The organism is Corynebacterium sp. MSK073, assembly GCF_030232085.1.
Lineage (GTDB): Bacteria > Actinomycetota > Actinomycetes > Mycobacteriales > Mycobacteriaceae > Corynebacterium.
This window is the reverse complement of sequence record NZ_JASPIY010000001.1, coordinates 140,641-155,037: the sequence shown is the minus strand read 5'-3', so window position 1 is coordinate 155,037 and position 14,397 is coordinate 140,641. Positions and strand designations below refer to the sequence as shown.

Below are 14,397 nucleotides of genomic sequence, written 5' to 3'. Positions count from 1 at the left end.
TATCTATTTTGGCACGTTAGACCGCAAAACGGGAATTGCGGTTTCCGGGCTTACTGGACAAAGCGATACAATGGTGCCTATGGAAACGACGCAGCCTAGGCCAACGACTACTACCCAGAAGAAGAATACCGAGATGCAGGCGATCGGCCTGGATTTCGAACGCTGGCAGGACGCGGTCGAAGCAGCCATCGCCACGAACCGCCTTGCCGTTACCGGCGAGGTCCGCGGTGGCCAGCTCATTCAATACGGCGACCCCTCGGGCGCCCAGCTTAATATCTTGGCGGTCGAACCCTACGCCACCTTTATCGGCTTCGACGCGGTCACGCAGGGTTTCGCCCACGTGGAGATGTTTAATGACGTGCTAGCGATCATGGACATCATCGATCCCTTCGGCACGCCGCTGGCCCAGGTCACGGCGAACCTCGCGCAGGGGCCGCTGTTGGCAGAAGAACCGCGGCAGGAATGGCAGCAGGTATCGCTGACCGCCATGGGGCTCGATATCACCACCTACGAGTCCCCGGCCGCCTACGAGGCCGAAAACGGCGAATACCCCGCCCTCTTTGAATCCGAGGGCGCCCGCGTCATCGCCTCTGGCTCCGGCGCGCAGGCCCCCACGCCGGCGGCTACCTTCGCCGCCCGGGTGATGGAAGCCGAATGGCGTACCAATGAACTCACCGGTGAGAAATTCGCGCACCTCGTCATGGATGGGCTATTCCCCTTCGATCTCTGCCTGCCGGCGGACCGTGGCGAATTGCCGGTCAAGGATTCCGTGATCTCCGGTACGGCCCTGCTCACCGCCGCTATTGACATGCCGTCCGGCGGCTGCGGCGATGGCGGATGCGGTTGTGGATCCGGCGGTTGCGGCTGCGGCGGGCACTAGATTTTTAGGCCATGCCTTTCCTTAGCGATCCGCAAAACCGGAGGACACTTGTCTTTGTCCTCTTGGTCCTTTGCGCGATCGCGATCGTTGTAACACTAAAACTGCCCGGCCTCATCATCGCCGCCATGCTGGTGGGCGCGGGCTGGTTCATGCTGCGCACGCGCCCCGATACCGCGGAAAGAAAGGCCCTGCGCAGCTCCATTTCGCTTTCGGCGGACGATATCCAGGACGTCATCGCCGAATTCGAGGAATTCGAAACGTCCACAGAGGCCGAGCCGCTGGCGGATCGCACGCTGTACCGGCCTGCACTGCTGGACCTCGACTGTTCCCACCCCGCCATCGATGCGTTCCACTACGAATTGGCTGGGGCACGCCGCTTTCTCCGCCGGCTCAATATCCGCATCCACTCCCACGGCATGCGCACACAGGACTTGGAAGCCCTCCTCCGCGTCACCGATGAGCGCGCCCGCGAGCTGAAAGAATCGTGGTTGGCGGCCCGCCGCGCGGCCTTCCGGCTCGGCCCGGATTACCGCACCCGGCAGTTCGACGACGAAGACTAAGGCTTTTACAGGCTCGTTTCGCCCGTCGCGACGATGGCGGACGGTCCCGTCAAGCGCGTGCCGTTCTCATAGACCTCAACGGTGACCTCGCCGCCAGGAACGTGGACGTGGACGGTGCCGAGGGCTTGGGCGGCATCGGCAAGCGCGGCGGTAGCTGCCGCGACCGTGCCCGTACCGCACGACTGCGTCTCCCCAACCCCGCGCTCAAAGACGCGCATATGCACGTGCCCCTCGCGCAGCGGGGTGACCAGCTCAAAATTCACCCCGCCCGGGAAGAAGGACTCATCGTAGACCGGCGCCGTTAGGTCCTTGGCGGCCAAAGCTGCTGGCTCCAAGCCCGGAATGACGGCCGCGAGGTGCGGGTTGCCCATATCCACCCCGAGGCCGGCGTAGGACTCACCGCCCACGGACGCGGTAGATACCCCGGTCACGCGCGCGGGGCCCATCTCCACGGTGACGCTCGCGTCGGTAGCGTCACAGGAATGCACCGTCACCTGCTTGGCGCCCGCCCGGGTACCGATGGTGAATGCGTCCTCGCCCACCAAGTCGTGCGAACGCAGCCAGTGGGCAAAGACGCGGGTGCCATTGCCGCACATTTCCGCCACGGACCCATCGGCGTTGCGGTAATCCATAAACCAGTCGGCGGAATCCACCCCGTCCGGAAGTGCCGCCAGCTCTCCTGCGTCCACGAGGGCGCCGGCGCGCACTACGCGCAACAGGCCATCGCCGCCGATTCCCGCCCGGCGGTCACACAGCGCCGCTACGCGCTCCGGTGAGAGCGGCGCCTCGGCGTCGAAGTCTTCTACGATGACGAAGTCATTTTCGGTTCCATGGCCTTTGGCAAATTTCATGCCTTCTACCCTAGCGCCGAAGCGCATACAAAGCCTGGGCCATAGTATCGCCCTCGGCATCGAGCCAGGTAATGCGCTTATCGCGGTTAAACCAGGAACGCTGGCGGCGCACGTACCGGCGGGTGCCAGTAATCGTGCGCTCCACGACATTCTCCCAGGTCAGCTCGCCGCGCTGGGCTTGTAGAACCTGCGCATAGCCAATGGCGCGACCCGCGGTGGAATCGGCCACAAGCCCCTTATCCTGCAGGCGCTCGACTTCCTCGACGAGGCCTTGCTCAAACATGAGGTGCGTGCGCTTTTCGATGCGCGGGTTCAACCACTCGCTATCAGTCCGCAGCCCCAGCAGCTTCGTCCCCCACCGGGGCGGGCCGTTCTTCGGCGGCTGGCTGGCCTTAAAGGACTTGCCGGTCAGCTCGATGACCTCGAGCGCCCGGACGGTGCGGCGGGGGTCTTTGTCCTCGATGATGGCGGCGGCGGCCGGATCGACGCGTGCGAGCTCGGCGTGGAGTGCATCCGTTCCGATATCGGCGCGGCGGGCCTCGTATTTGGCCCGCACCTGCGGATCGGTGGGCGGGAATTGCCAGTCATCCACCAACGCCTGGGCATAGAGCATGGATCCGCCGACGAGGATGGGCGTCTTGTCGCGGGACATGATGTCCTCGATATCGCGCAAGGCCGCCTGCTGATAGCGCGCCACGGAAGCAGTCTCCGTCACGTCCCAGACATCGAGTTGGTGATGCGGGATGCCTTCGCGCTCTGCGGGGGAAAGCTTCGCGGTCCCGATATCCATGCCGCGGTATAACTGCATGGAATCGACATTGACCACTTCCCCACCCAGTTCATGGGCAAGGGCCAGCCCGAGCGCGGATTTGCCGGACGCGGTGGGGCCAACTACTGCGATGGGGCGCATGTTACCTCCCAACCTGCCACGTAGCGGCCTACCCCGAGGGTGGCGTCCGTCGCCCGGACCTGCGCGCGCTTGGGCGTGCAGGCGGCAAGCTCGAGCCAGAGCGCTGGCTCTTCCACGCCGCGTTGCTTCAGCCATTCGGCCTCGCTGCTTGCCGATGCCCCCATCAACACCTCCTCGCACCACCGGTGCGCCTCCTGCGCGCCGGGGATAAGGGCCAGCGGTGCTCTCTCGGTAAGCCCCGCGCTGCCGTCTGCGACCACGATGCTAAGGACCTTTGGGTCTGGCGTGCCCAGGCGGTCGCGGCTATCGCGCACCGTTATCTGTGGGACCGTGGAAAGGACGTAGCGGGCCATGATTTCTGGCAGGTAGTTTCCGGCGCCCACGTGCACCTGGTCGGCTCCCCAGGCGCGTAGGCTTCCCGCGTGGCGGGTATGCCACCGCGAGGAGCGGGATCCGATAATTTCTGCTTCGCCAATGCCGGCGGCTGCGGCTTCGACCGCCAGCGTGCGCGCCGCTGCCAGCAGCGCCCGCGAGGCGGCATCGTTGGGGGCTAGCTCGACTGCCAGCGCCGGCGAGGCGGGCATAACCATGAGATTGAACATTATTCCTCCATACTATCTACCCAAGAGGAGGTAATTAAATAGATTCTAGGCACACGGCGATTTTTCGCGGTAATGTAACCAGTGATTTCATCCGGCAGCCGTGACGCGCGGCGATATATGTCTAGGAGGGCTTTCCATGTCTCCCACCCCTACCCCAGGTTCCATGCCCAAGAAGGGCCCCCGCCCCACAGCCAAGCCCGTGCCCGTGCAATCACCGAGCAAGAACGATCCGGCCAAGTGGGGGCGCGTCGATGCCGATGGGTCCGTCTTCGTTTCCGCCCCCGAGGGCGAGCGCAAGATTGGAGAATGGCAGGCAGGCTCTGCGCAGGAGGGCCTCGAGCACTTCGGCGCCCGGTATGATGACCTAGCCACCGAGATCGAGCTCCTAGAGGCTCGCCTGCGCGCCAACCCAGGCGAGGCCGCAGGAATCAAGCAAACCGCCGCCGAACTCCGCGAGACCCTGCCTACCGCTGCGGTCATTGGCGATATCGCGGCGCTGGATCGCCGCCTCGCTGCGGTTATTGATCACTCCGTTGTGGCCGGTGAGCAGGCGCAGGCGGAGCGGGAAAAGCGCCGTCAGGACGCGATTGCGGCGAAGGAAAAGCTCGCCGCCGAGGCCGAAGAGATTGCCGAAAACTCTACGGAATGGAAGGCCGCCGGCGACCGCATCCGCGCCATTTTGGAAGAGTGGAAGCAGATTAAGGGTATCGATAAGAAGACCGATGACGGCCTGTGGAAGCGCTACTCTCGCGCCCGCGATTCCTTTAATAGGCGCCGCGGTTCGCACTTTGCGGATCTCGATCGTGCCCGCGCGGCGGCGCGAAAGAAGAAGGAAGAACTCGTCGAGCGCGCCGAGGCCATCCAGGACTCCACCGATTGGGGCCCCACCGCCCGCGCCTACCGCGATCTAATGGCGGAGTGGAAGGCGGCCGGCCGCGCCCCGCGCGAGGTCGATGACCAGCTGTGGGCGAAGTTCCGCGCAGCGCAGGACCGCTTTTTTGATGCCCGCAATGCGGTCAACGACGAGCGGGACCGCGAGTTCGCCGAAAACGCCAAGGCGAAGGATGCGCTGCTTGCGGAATACGACAGCCAAATCGACCCATCGCAAAGCATGGACAAGGCCAAGGCTAAGCTGCGTGAGCTGCAGGAAAAGTGGGAGGAAATCGGCTTCGTGCCCCGCAACCAGGTGCGCGAGTACGAATCCAAAATTGAGCAGCTAGAAAAGCGCGTCACCCAAGCAGAAGAATCCGAATGGCGGCGCACCGACCCTGAAGCGCAGGCTCGCGTGGCCCAATTCCAGGCGAAGGTGGAAGACTTCAAGGCCCAGTCCGCGGCCGCAGAGGCTAAAGGCAAGGAGAAGAAGGCCGCGGAGCTGCGCGCGCAGGCGGAGCAATGGCAGGAATTTGCCGATGCCGCTGCCAATGCCGTCAACGATAAATAGTGCACCTCGTTCAGATTGCGCGCCCAACCCAGGTAGCCGAGGCTGAACCGGCGGATTGCATCCGTTCCTTTGTTTTCTGGGCAAACCTGGCGGCGCAGGAAGCAAGCGGCGATGCGGCGGCCTCGACTTCGCCTAGCCGCGTGGTGCACCGCCTGCAGGGTTCGGGCGAATCGCAGACCTACCTTTTCGCGGTGGTCGATGGGCCGGCGACGCTCGGGCCCGTCTCCGAGCTCGGTCTGCCCCAGATCCCCGCCACCGCACCGAGCCCCGAGCTGGACTACGTGGGATTTATCCACATCAGCCTGCCGCTTTTAGAAGAGCGCAATGCCGCGGAAATCGAGTGCGTCCTGTGCGATCTACCGCTGCCCGGTGAACCCCTTGATGCCGAGGGGCACAAGGTGGCTACCTGGATGGGAGATACCGCCTTAAAAATCACCCAGCAGCTCGGCCGCAGCGTCGCGCACGTGGGCCTGCTGCACCCGCCGGAGACGGCGCCGGAATATGACGCAATGGCGGCGGTCTACCAATCCCTGGGCTTTACGCAGCGCCATAGCGAGCGGCAACTAGCCATCGATATTCCAGAGCACCCGGCTGCCGCCCTCTTTCCGCCCGGGCTTTCGGCCGCGATATGGCAGGACTATGCCATTCCGGAAGAACATATCGACGATGTCATGCGCCTTTTAACGGTTGCCTCCGCGGATGCCGATACCGGCACCTTATCCACCGAGCCCATCGTCTGGTCCCGGCAGCGGTTGGAAGAAGCGCATCAACGCCTGCGCTCGCGGCGCGGACATACGCTGCTCGTGGCGCTCATCGATGATGCTGGGGGCATCGTAGCGCTCACGGAGCTAGCACGGCACGAGGCCGCAGATCCGGAGGTCTGCGAATGGACCCTCACCGTCACCGACCGCGACCACCGCCGGCAAGGACTGGCGCAATTGGCAAAACTCACCGCCCTGCACGAGGTCAACCAAGCGTGGCCACAGGTGCGCCGCTGCTATTGTTCCGTCGCAGCCGGCGACGCCGCCATGAACGCGCTGTATGCGCGGCTCGGGGCGCGGGAAATCTCCCAGTCTTCTGCCTGGGAGCTCCACCTTTAGCCCTCGTGCTGGTGGCGGTGGCGCTCGGCGGCCTTTTTCCGGCGGTCATCGACAAGCATCTCCTGCGGCTGCGGGGACGCAATATTGGATTGGAATTTGCCTACCTCATCCAGCTGGCCTGCCGAGGCACGAACCTTTTCTTCTGCCGCGCGCTGCTCTGGGCTACGCCGCAGGGCGACGAGGCTAAAGCCCAAGAAGGCCAGGAAGGTTGCCAGCATGCCCACCCACATGCCGATGGCCGGGGCATCCGCGGTGGAACCGCGGTACCAAAAGCCCCACAGGTTAACGAAGAATGAAACCGTCACCATCATCCACGCAATCAGCCCGAGTGAGGCGCGGCGGGTCAGCAGGGTCGCCGTCGTCAGCACGCCCACGCCGAGAAGCGCGAGCCACGCGGAGACGGTTTCCATCAGCGAGATCTTTACCCCGCCGTCGGTGGTGCCAAAACTGAGAACCTGCCACCCGTGGGCAGAACCGGCATAAGGAACGATGAGGTAGACAATATAGGCCGCCACAGCGATCCACAGCGTCAGCTTCTGCCCACGCAAATCCATGGTTTGTGCTGCTCGGCGCTCCGCCTGTGCCGCCTCCTGGGCGGCGGTGGTGGTATTTCGCTCTCTCATGGAACCCTAGCCTACTCCCCCGGTTAGCAGCCGCAGGAATCCGCTGCGGCAGCACCAGCAGGCTTGCCGATGCCCGGCAATCCCAAGCCCACCCCAATCGGAGCGGTAGTGGGGGTTTGGCCCGCCGCCGACATGTCGCCGGCCTTGGTGCGGGTGTGGGTGGCTACTGCGGCATCGGCAAGCAAGAAGAACGAGCCTGCGCCGGTGACCTTGGTGCGCACGACGTCGCCGGGGCGAATCTCGGCGGAGATATCCGCGCCGTTGTCGTCGATAGGGCTAAAGTGCACAAGGCGCCCATCGCGAGCGCGACCCGACATGCGGTGAGTCTCGTCGTTCTTGCGCCCGCCTTCTGCCTGGACCAAAAGCTCCACCTCAGTGCCCACGAGGTTCTGGTTCTCCTCTGCCTGGATGCTATCCTGCAGCGCAACGAGCCGCTCGAAGCGATCCTGGACGACTTCCTTAGGCACCTGGTTTTCCATCTCTGCCGCAGGGGTGCCAGGGCGCGGGGAATACTGGAAGGTAAACGCCGAAGCGAAGCGGGCGCGGCGAACCAACTCCATGGTGTCCTGGAAATCTTCCTCGGTCTCGCCTGGGAAGCCGACGATGATATCGGTAGTAATCGCCGCGTTTGGAATCTTCTCGCGAACCTCATCGAGGATGCGCAAGAACTTCTTCGTGCGGTAAGAGCGGCGCATGTCCTTCAAGACCTTATCCGATCCGGACTGCAGCGGCATGTGCAGCTGCGGGCACACGGCCGGGGTTTCCGCCATGGCGTCGATGACATCCGAGGTAAATTCTGCCGGGTGCGGAGAGGTAAACCGCAGGCGCTCGAGGCCGTCGATCTTTCCCACCTCGCGCAGCAGCTTCGAGAAAGCGAAGCGGTCGCGCGGCAATTCTGGATCGGCGAAATTCACGCCGTAGGCGTTGACGTTCTGGCCTAGCAGGGTGACCTCAGAGACGCCCTGATCCACTAGCGCTTGTACCTCGGCTAGGATATCGCCCGGCCGGCGGTCCTCTTCCTTTCCGCGCAGGGAGGGAACGATGCAGAACGTGCAGGTGTTATTACAGCCCACGGACACCGATACCCAACCCGCGTAGGCGGATTCGCGCTTAGCGGGCAATACCGAGGGGAACGCCTCTAGCGAATCGACGATCTCTACTTGGGCTTCCGCGTTATGGCGGGCGCGCTCGAGGAGGGTCGGTAATGCTGCCATATTGTGGGTGCCGAAAACGGCATCCACCCACGGTGCATTGTCAAGGACGGTGTCCTTATCCTTTTGCGCAAGGCACCCGCCCACGGCAATTTGCATGCCTGGGTGGTTCTCCTTCGTCTTTTTCAATGCGCCCAGCGTGCCGTACAGGCGCTTGTCGGCGTTTTCGCGGACTGCGCACGTGTTAAAGACGACGAGATCCGGCTCCGTGGCCTCGTCTGCGGCCGCGTAGCCAGCTTCCTCCAGCAGGCCAGAGATGCGCTCAGAATCGTGCACATTCATCTGGCAGCCGAAGGTTCGGACTTCATAGGTACGAGTTTCAGGAATTGTCTGCTCCACGTCGGCATAGTCTAGCCATCACCCAGAACAACTCATAACCGTCGCAACTCGGCACCCGTGCAGGCACGTGGGTGGGATCGGGCACGCCGTGAGGCGCGTTGGGGCACGGGCCCGCGATGGGTGGGGCGCGTGTGCGAGTCACTAGGTTGGAGCCAACAAGGCACTAAGCCCCATCCGCCGGATTTAAGGAGAAGACAGCTCCTCGCACCGTTCATCAAGGGCGCTAATGGCGATGTTTAAAGACATCCCCTCGTTGAACCCGCGGCGCGCCAATACTCCCACGATCCTGCGTAGCGCCTTTTCCCGTTCCTTCCTATCTGCAGGAACGGATTTCACGCTGCGCGCCTTCTTTTCCGCCAAGGCTCGGGCCATCGCTTCTTCATCGGCCGCGTCAATTTGGGTGAGGGCTTCGTCTCGGTCTTCTTGACTTACGCCCTTCTCCCAGAGCTCGCGGTCGAGGACGCTGCGCGATTTCCCCCTCCGCTTATGCCGCTGCCGCACCCATTCGGCGGCAAAGGCGGCATCGTCAATTAAGCCGGCATGGGCCAAGTCATCGAGGACCTCGTCAACCACCTCAGGGTCGAATTCGGCCTGTACTAAGCGGTCGTACAATTCCTGACGGGACCGCGAACGCTGGTCGAGCAGGCCCAATGCGCGGGACCGCACCTTTGATTTTGCCTCTTCGGCCTCCCGATCAAAAAGCCCGCCCCCGGCTTCTCCTTTTTCATAGGCTTCAAGGGCCTGGCGGAGTTGCTCTAGCTTGTCAGGGGCGGGTTGATTCATAGCGCGGGTGTTAAGCGGTGGGAGTGTTGGTGGACAGGCTTAGTCGTCATCGAAGTCGACGTTTGGGACCAAATCTACGGATTCATCCGTCAATGGGTCATCGGAGCCGGGGACATCCATGGCGGTAGCTTCTTCACCATTTGCCGCCTCTTCCCCAATGCCGAGCTTCTGGAAGATCTTCTTTTCGATCTCATTGGCAAGGTCGGGGTTGTCCTTCAAGAAGGAACGCGCCTTTTCCTTACCTTGGCCCAGCTGATCGCCTTCGTAGGTAAACCAAGAACCGGACTTGCGGATGAAACCGTTTTCTACGCCGAGATCGATGATGGAGGACTCGCGAGAAATGCCCTCGCCGTACATGATGTCGAACTCGGCGATCTTGAACGGCGGGGAAACCTTATTCTTTACCACCTTGAGCTTCGTGCGGTTACCGATGGCGTCTTGGCCATCCTTCAGCGTCTGGATACGGCGGATATCGCAGCGCACGGAGGAGTAGAACTTCAGCGCTTTACCACCGGTGGTGGTCTCCGGGGAGCCGAACATCACACCAATCTTCTCGCGCAGCTGGTTGATGAAGATTGCGGTGGTGCCGGAGTTATATAGCGCACCGGTCATCTTGCGCAAGGCCTGGGACATCAGGCGGGCTTGCAGGCCGACGTGGCTATCGCCCATCTCGCCTTCGATTTCCGCCTTAGGGGTCAGCGCCGCCACGGAGTCCACGACGATAATGTCGATGGCGCCGGAGCGCACCAGCATGTCCGCGATTTCCAGAGCCTGCTCACCGGTATCGGGCTGGGACACGAGGAGGTTATCGGTGTCGACGCCTAGCAGGCGTGCATATTGGGGGTCGAGGGCGTGCTCGGCATCGATAAACGCTGCAATGCCGCCGTCTTTTTGCGCCGAGGCAATGGCATGCAACGCCACCGTCGTCTTACCGGAAGACTCTGGGCCATAGATTTCCACAATTCGCCCGCGCGGGAAGCCACCGATGCCCAGCGCCACGTCGATTGCCGTGTTGCCGGAAGAAATGGCCTTGATGGGCGGGCGATCATCATCACCCAAGCGCATAACGGCGCCCTTGCCATAATCCTTTTCGATCATGGCCATAGCGGCATCTAGCGCCTTCTTGCGGTCATCTCCCTTGGTTGCGGCTGAGGATGATTTCTTTTTCGTTGCCATTGTTATAAATCCTTATCTCGTACGACGCTGCGTGAACACTTAATTAGACTGCTGCAGAACCCTAAATGGTTCCGCCCTCATTGCGATCCCACTGTAGTCGCCCACACCGACACCCCAACTAGAGTACATACATCTGTTCGAATATCGAAAATAGACACACCTTTTCGGCTTTTCTGAGACCCTATAAGGATGGGTAATCTACGCCGAGACGGCGCTCTTGGGGAACATCGAAGTCATTGCACAGCCCTATCCAGACACGGCGGGGATCGACGCCACGTTCGATAAGCTCATCCGGCGTTCCATTAAGCTCTGATAAAACATGCGAATGGCTAATCCACGCCCCTTTTGATTCGCCAAATTCATCCACAACCAGTTGGTGGTACTCCGTCAATCGCATGCGCGCAATCCTACCCACCACCATGGAAATATTTCCAAAACTTTTACCAGGACCCCAGAATTAGCTTCCTTGAACGACGTTCAAATTGGTGTGTCTACAGCGTTTTTCTCCAAGGTGCTAATCTTTGTCCATGCAAAAGAACTCCGTGGCAACCACCATTGCCTATGTAGCGGTATTTACCGCCCTCGTTATCGTTTTAGCCTTCGTTTCTATCCCCGTAGGCACCGCCGGCGTGCCCATCGTCTTGCAAAACGCCGCGCTCATTTTGTCCGGCCTCATCTTGGGCGGAAAGCGCGGGGGCTACGTTGGCTTGCTATTCCTCTTTATCGGTTTGGCATTGCCCGTTTTGGCAGGCGGTGGCACCACGCTCCGCGCGCTTGCCGGCCCTACCGTGGGATACATCATCGGTTACGTACTCTCCCCTATCGCCGCCGGCGCCATTGCTTACCGCGCCCCACGCGGGAAGGGCGGGATGACCGTGGTACTCGCTATCGCAGCCATCGTTGGCCTTCTCGTGCAATACACCTGTGGCGCGATCGGCCTGATGCTTCGCTCCGGATTGGACGTCGGCCCGGCCATCGCAGCGCAAGGCCCATTCGTCCTCGTTGACACCGCAAAGCTCGTCGTGGCCGTTATCATTGCCGTTGGTGTTCACTCCGCATTCCCCGACCTGATGGGTAGGAAGGCCTCCTAGTGCCCACCATCGACTTTTCCTCGGTCACGGTAGCTTTTGATGAGACGGTGGTCCTCAATGACATCAACCTCACTTTAAGCGAGCAGCGGATCGGCGTCATCGGTCAAAATGGCGGCGGAAAGTCCACACTGACCCGGCTTATTAATGGCCTGGGTGAGCCCACCGCGGGTACCGTCACCGTCGACGGCATCAATCCCAGCGAGCAGGGCAAGAAAGTGCGCGAAAAGGTGGGTTTTGTCTTTTCCGATGCCGAAAATCAGATCGTCATGCCCAATGTACGCGATGACATCGCTTTTTCCCTGCGCCGCTTCAAGCTATCGAAGGATGAGCGCAATGCCCGAGTAGACGCCGCCTTGGAACGGTTCGGGCTCTTAGAATTTGCCGAGCGCTCCCCGCACACTCTTTCTGGTGGACAAAAGCAATTGCTCGCCTTAGCCGCAGTGCTGGTCATCGACCCAGTGCTCATCATCGCCGATGAACCAACGACGCTGCTTGATCTCCGCAATCGCGACCGCATCAAGCGCGAGTTCGCGCAGCTTGACCAGCAGCTCATCGTCGTTACTCACGATCTGGAATTCCTCACGGATTTTGACCGTGTCATTTGTATCGATGACCACAAGGTTGCCGCCGATGGCGCTCCCCAGGAGGTCATCGATTTTTACAGAGATCTCATGGCGCGGCGGCCACTCTAGAAAGCCACCTCTAATGACCCGACGCAGAACCAATATTCCGCTATCCGTATATGTTCCGGGCACGACGGTAATCCACCGGATGAAGCCCAGCTGGAAGATACTCATCTTGCTGGTATTTATCCTGGTTACCAGCATCTTTTTCAATACTCTGCCGTGGGCAGGCGGTGCGGTGATCGCCGCAGCGCTAACCTATGTCATCGCCCGCATCCCCCTACGAATTGCCTGGAGCCAACTCTGGCCGCCCCTGGTCATCCTCATTCCCCTTGCCGGTTTCCAATGGTGGGCGAAGGATTTTGACTACGCCGCGGTGATGTTCCTCAATATTTTGGCGGCCATGATTCTGGCCTTTTTGCTAACGCTCACTTCGACGGTCGACGCCATCATGGAGTCGCTGGAAGAATCCCTCCAGCCGCTGAATCGTTTCGGCGTCCCGGTAGAAAACATTAGCTTGGCGATGTCCCTGACTATCCGCCTCATCCCCCTCATGTTCGAAACGATCTACGAGGTTCTCGATGCCCGCAAGGCTCGCGGCGCTGGGTTCTCCCCCTCGGCCTTTGTCACGCCCGTCATCATTCGCTCCATTCGGCGCGCTCGGGCCATTGGCGAAGCCCTTCAGGCCCGCGGCGTCGGTGACTAAGAAAACTTAGGCACATACACTGATAGCGCGACAAAGCCTCCGACTTCCCCACCGCTCAACGCGGCAAAGGAAAGATCGGAGGCTATTTTTCAATTAGCGCTACGACAAGCGCGGGATGAGGAAGTTACTCTCCGCGCAGCTCTCGCAAGCGAGCCTGGACGGCATCATCATTCGAGGTCGGCTGCGCTGCCTGATCCGCAGCAGAGCCAGAGGCCTTATTGCCCTCGATGGCCTGGGTGCGGTTAGATTCTACGGACTTCGTGGAGTTCATCTCGCTACGGATCTGCTCCAAGCGGGAGTGGCCGGCCATCTGGATGCCCGCCTGCTGCACCTCGGCCATACGGTTTTCGACGGAATTTTCCGCCAACTCCGCTTGGCCCAGAGCCTTGGAGTAACGGCGCTCAATCTTATCGCGCACGGCATCGAGCGAAGGCGTGTTGCCGCCTGCAGAAAGCTCGTTCATGGAGTTCAAAGACTCGGAAACCTTTTCCTGCATCTTTGCCTGCTCCAGCTGCGATAGCAGCTTCGAACGCTCATCAACCTTCTGGCGCAGGGCTGCATTATTGCGTTCTACAGCGCGCTTAGCCTGCTCAGCCTGTTGCAATGCCTGGTCGTGGAGCTTCTTCGTGTCCTCCACAGACTCCTCTGCGGTCACCAACTGAACGGCAAAGGCCTCGGCGGCGTTCTCGTACTCCACGGCCTTGTTTTCATCACCATTGGCGCGCGCCTTATCCGCAAGCTCGAGCGCCTGGCGGGTATTGCCCTGCAGCTTTTCGACCTCGGCTAGGCGACGGTTAAGTTGCATCTCCAGCTGGCGCTGATTGCCAATGACCGCCGCAGCTTGCTGCGAAAGCTCTTGGTGCTGACGTTGGGCATCTTCGATGGCCTGCTCAATCTGAATTTTCGGATCGGCATTCTCTTCGATTTTATTATCGAACAGTGCCATCAGGTACTTCCAACCCTTAACAAATGGATTCGCCATTATGCTCTAGACCTTTCTAAGGAATGTGGTAATGCGTCGCGTTGTCGTGTTCATAGTAACCCAACGCCTAGGGCTCTGCCGCTACTAATCGAAGGTATCCACCGCGGCAATTCTTTTCAGAATCGCGCACGCGTTAAAGCTCAGAAGCAGCCGGCGCGGTATGCGCGAGCTCTTCATCCATCGAGGGCAGCGCCATATAACCGGCAGCCTCGATCAGGACGTCCGACACCGATGCGTCGAGCGCGTGGCACACGGAGGCCAGTAACTCAGAAGAAACTTCCTTGCGGCCCCGCTCGAGCTCCGACAAGTAGCCCGGTGACACGCGGGCAACGCTAGCCAATTCGCGCAGGGTAACCGACTTGTCCGCGCGGAATGCACGCAGGGTCAGGCCCAATGCTTCACGCAGGAGTGGTTCTGGGGCGCGGGCAGGTTGTGGCGCCGATGGTGCCGCTGCCGCAGGTTCCGCGGCAGTCTGCGCCGAGTGGTCTAGGACTGCTGTAGAAATGTTCATCGTACGTT

Annotated in this window: 17 protein-coding genes; 7 read left to right on the top strand and 10 right to left on the bottom strand. The window is 61.1% G+C overall.

Translation table 11 applies throughout. The annotated features are described in order from the left end of the window. Positions 1-70 precede the first annotated feature (70 nt). Together QP970_RS00750 and QP970_RS00745 are read left to right on the top strand one after the other, a co-directional pair. Positions 71-880, top strand: coding sequence for a hypothetical protein (locus QP970_RS00750; protein WP_239269531.1), 810 nt, complete (start codon positions 71-73; stop codon positions 878-880). Positions 881-891: 11 nt separating this feature from the next. Continuing rightward, positions 892-1,440: a hypothetical protein gene (locus QP970_RS00745; RefSeq protein ID WP_284771454.1), complete on the top strand. Its 549-nt coding sequence runs from the start codon at positions 892-894 to the stop codon at positions 1,438-1,440. Positions 1,441-1,445: 5 nt separating this feature from the next. On the opposite strand, the gene dapF is transcribed toward QP970_RS00745, so the two are convergent. From dapF to QP970_RS00730, 3 genes are read right to left on the bottom strand one after another with little or no spacing between them, the layout of a single operon-like run. Beyond that, positions 1,446-2,291 (bottom strand): diaminopimelate epimerase, encoded by an 846-nt coding sequence (dapF, locus tag QP970_RS00740; protein ID WP_239269529.1) that lies wholly within the window; start codon positions 2,289-2,291, stop codon positions 1,446-1,448. A 10-nt stretch (positions 2,292-2,301) separates the two neighbouring features. Further along, positions 2,302-3,201, bottom strand: coding sequence for a tRNA (adenosine(37)-N6)-dimethylallyltransferase MiaA (gene miaA, locus QP970_RS00735; protein WP_239269528.1), 900 nt, complete (start codon positions 3,199-3,201; stop codon positions 2,302-2,304). After that, the gene (locus QP970_RS00730; RefSeq protein ID WP_284869386.1) at positions 3,183-3,803 is read right to left on the bottom strand and encodes a hypothetical protein; all 621 of its coding nucleotides are present in this window, start codon (positions 3,801-3,803) and stop codon (positions 3,183-3,185) included. The genes miaA and QP970_RS00730 overlap by 19 nt, the downstream gene beginning before the upstream one ends. 136 nt (positions 3,804-3,939) lie before the next feature. On the opposite strand from QP970_RS00730, the gene QP970_RS00725 reads away from it, so the two are divergent. Next, on the top strand, positions 3,940-5,244 hold the full coding sequence (locus tag QP970_RS00725) for a DUF349 domain-containing protein (protein ID WP_239275494.1): 1,305 nt from the start codon (positions 3,940-3,942) through the stop codon (positions 5,242-5,244). Beyond that, on the top strand, positions 5,244-6,344 hold the full coding sequence (locus tag QP970_RS00720; protein WP_239275492.1) for a GNAT family N-acetyltransferase: 1,101 nt from the start codon (positions 5,244-5,246) through the stop codon (positions 6,342-6,344). The genes QP970_RS00725 and QP970_RS00720 overlap by 1 nt, the downstream gene beginning before the upstream one ends. Here QP970_RS00720 and QP970_RS00715 read toward each other — a convergent pair. The 5 genes from QP970_RS00715 to QP970_RS00695 all read right to left on the bottom strand — a co-directional run bounded on the left by QP970_RS00715 (position 6,341) and on the right by QP970_RS00695 (position 10,873). Further along, positions 6,341-6,967 carry an Rv2732c family membrane protein gene (locus QP970_RS00715; RefSeq protein ID WP_284869385.1) on the bottom strand — a complete coding sequence of 209 codons (627 nt, stop codon included), beginning with the start codon at positions 6,965-6,967 and terminating at the stop codon, positions 6,341-6,343. The two genes, QP970_RS00720 and QP970_RS00715, sit on opposite strands and share 4 nt — an antisense overlap. Before the next feature lie 23 nt (positions 6,968-6,990). After that, a complete protein-coding gene (miaB, locus tag QP970_RS00710; protein ID WP_284869384.1) occupies positions 6,991-8,517 on the bottom strand; it encodes a tRNA (N6-isopentenyl adenosine(37)-C2)-methylthiotransferase MiaB in 1,527 nt (508 codons plus the stop codon). 183 nt (positions 8,518-8,700) lie between these two features. Beyond that, positions 8,701-9,300, bottom strand: coding sequence for a recombination regulator RecX (gene recX / locus QP970_RS00705; protein ID WP_239275489.1), 600 nt, complete (start codon positions 9,298-9,300; stop codon positions 8,701-8,703). 39 nt (positions 9,301-9,339) lie between these two features. Then, positions 9,340-10,476 carry a recombinase RecA gene (gene recA, locus QP970_RS00700; protein ID WP_023030598.1) on the bottom strand — a complete coding sequence of 379 codons (1,137 nt, stop codon included), beginning with the start codon at positions 10,474-10,476 and terminating at the stop codon, positions 9,340-9,342. A 181-nt stretch (positions 10,477-10,657) separates the two neighbouring features. Beyond that, positions 10,658-10,873: a DUF3046 domain-containing protein gene (locus QP970_RS00695; RefSeq protein ID WP_023017347.1), complete on the bottom strand. Its 216-nt coding sequence runs from the start codon at positions 10,871-10,873 to the stop codon at positions 10,658-10,660. A 130-nt stretch (positions 10,874-11,003) separates the two neighbouring features. Here QP970_RS00695 and QP970_RS00690 point away from each other — a divergent pair, with 130 nt between their 5' ends. Genes QP970_RS00690 through QP970_RS00680 form a run of 3 tightly spaced genes read left to right on the top strand, consistent with a single transcriptional unit; the run spans position 11,004 to position 12,896 of the window. Then, positions 11,004-11,567 carry a biotin transporter BioY gene (locus QP970_RS00690; RefSeq protein WP_239269522.1) on the top strand — a complete coding sequence of 188 codons (564 nt, stop codon included), beginning with the start codon at positions 11,004-11,006 and terminating at the stop codon, positions 11,565-11,567. Continuing rightward, positions 11,567-12,259 (top strand): energy-coupling factor ABC transporter ATP-binding protein, encoded by a 693-nt coding sequence (locus QP970_RS00685; protein WP_284771450.1) that lies wholly within the window; start codon positions 11,567-11,569, stop codon positions 12,257-12,259. Before QP970_RS00690 ends, QP970_RS00685 begins: the two co-directional genes overlap by 1 nt. Positions 12,260-12,272: 13 nt before the next feature. Further along, positions 12,273-12,896: an energy-coupling factor transporter transmembrane component T family protein gene (locus QP970_RS00680; RefSeq protein WP_255716860.1), complete on the top strand. Its 624-nt coding sequence runs from the start codon at positions 12,273-12,275 to the stop codon at positions 12,894-12,896. Between the two features lie 124 nt (positions 12,897-13,020). Here QP970_RS00680 and QP970_RS00675 read toward each other — a convergent pair whose 3' ends face one another. Together QP970_RS00675 and QP970_RS00670 are read right to left on the bottom strand one after the other, a co-directional pair. Continuing rightward, complete coding sequence (locus tag QP970_RS00675) at positions 13,021-13,878, bottom strand: PspA/IM30 family protein (protein WP_284869383.1); 858 nt, start codon at positions 13,876-13,878, stop codon at positions 13,021-13,023. A 133-nt stretch (positions 13,879-14,011) separates the two neighbouring features. Beyond that, positions 14,012-14,389 (bottom strand): helix-turn-helix domain-containing protein, encoded by a 378-nt coding sequence (locus QP970_RS00670; RefSeq protein ID WP_005278839.1) that lies wholly within the window; start codon positions 14,387-14,389, stop codon positions 14,012-14,014. Between the last annotated feature and the right edge of the window lie 8 nt (positions 14,390-14,397).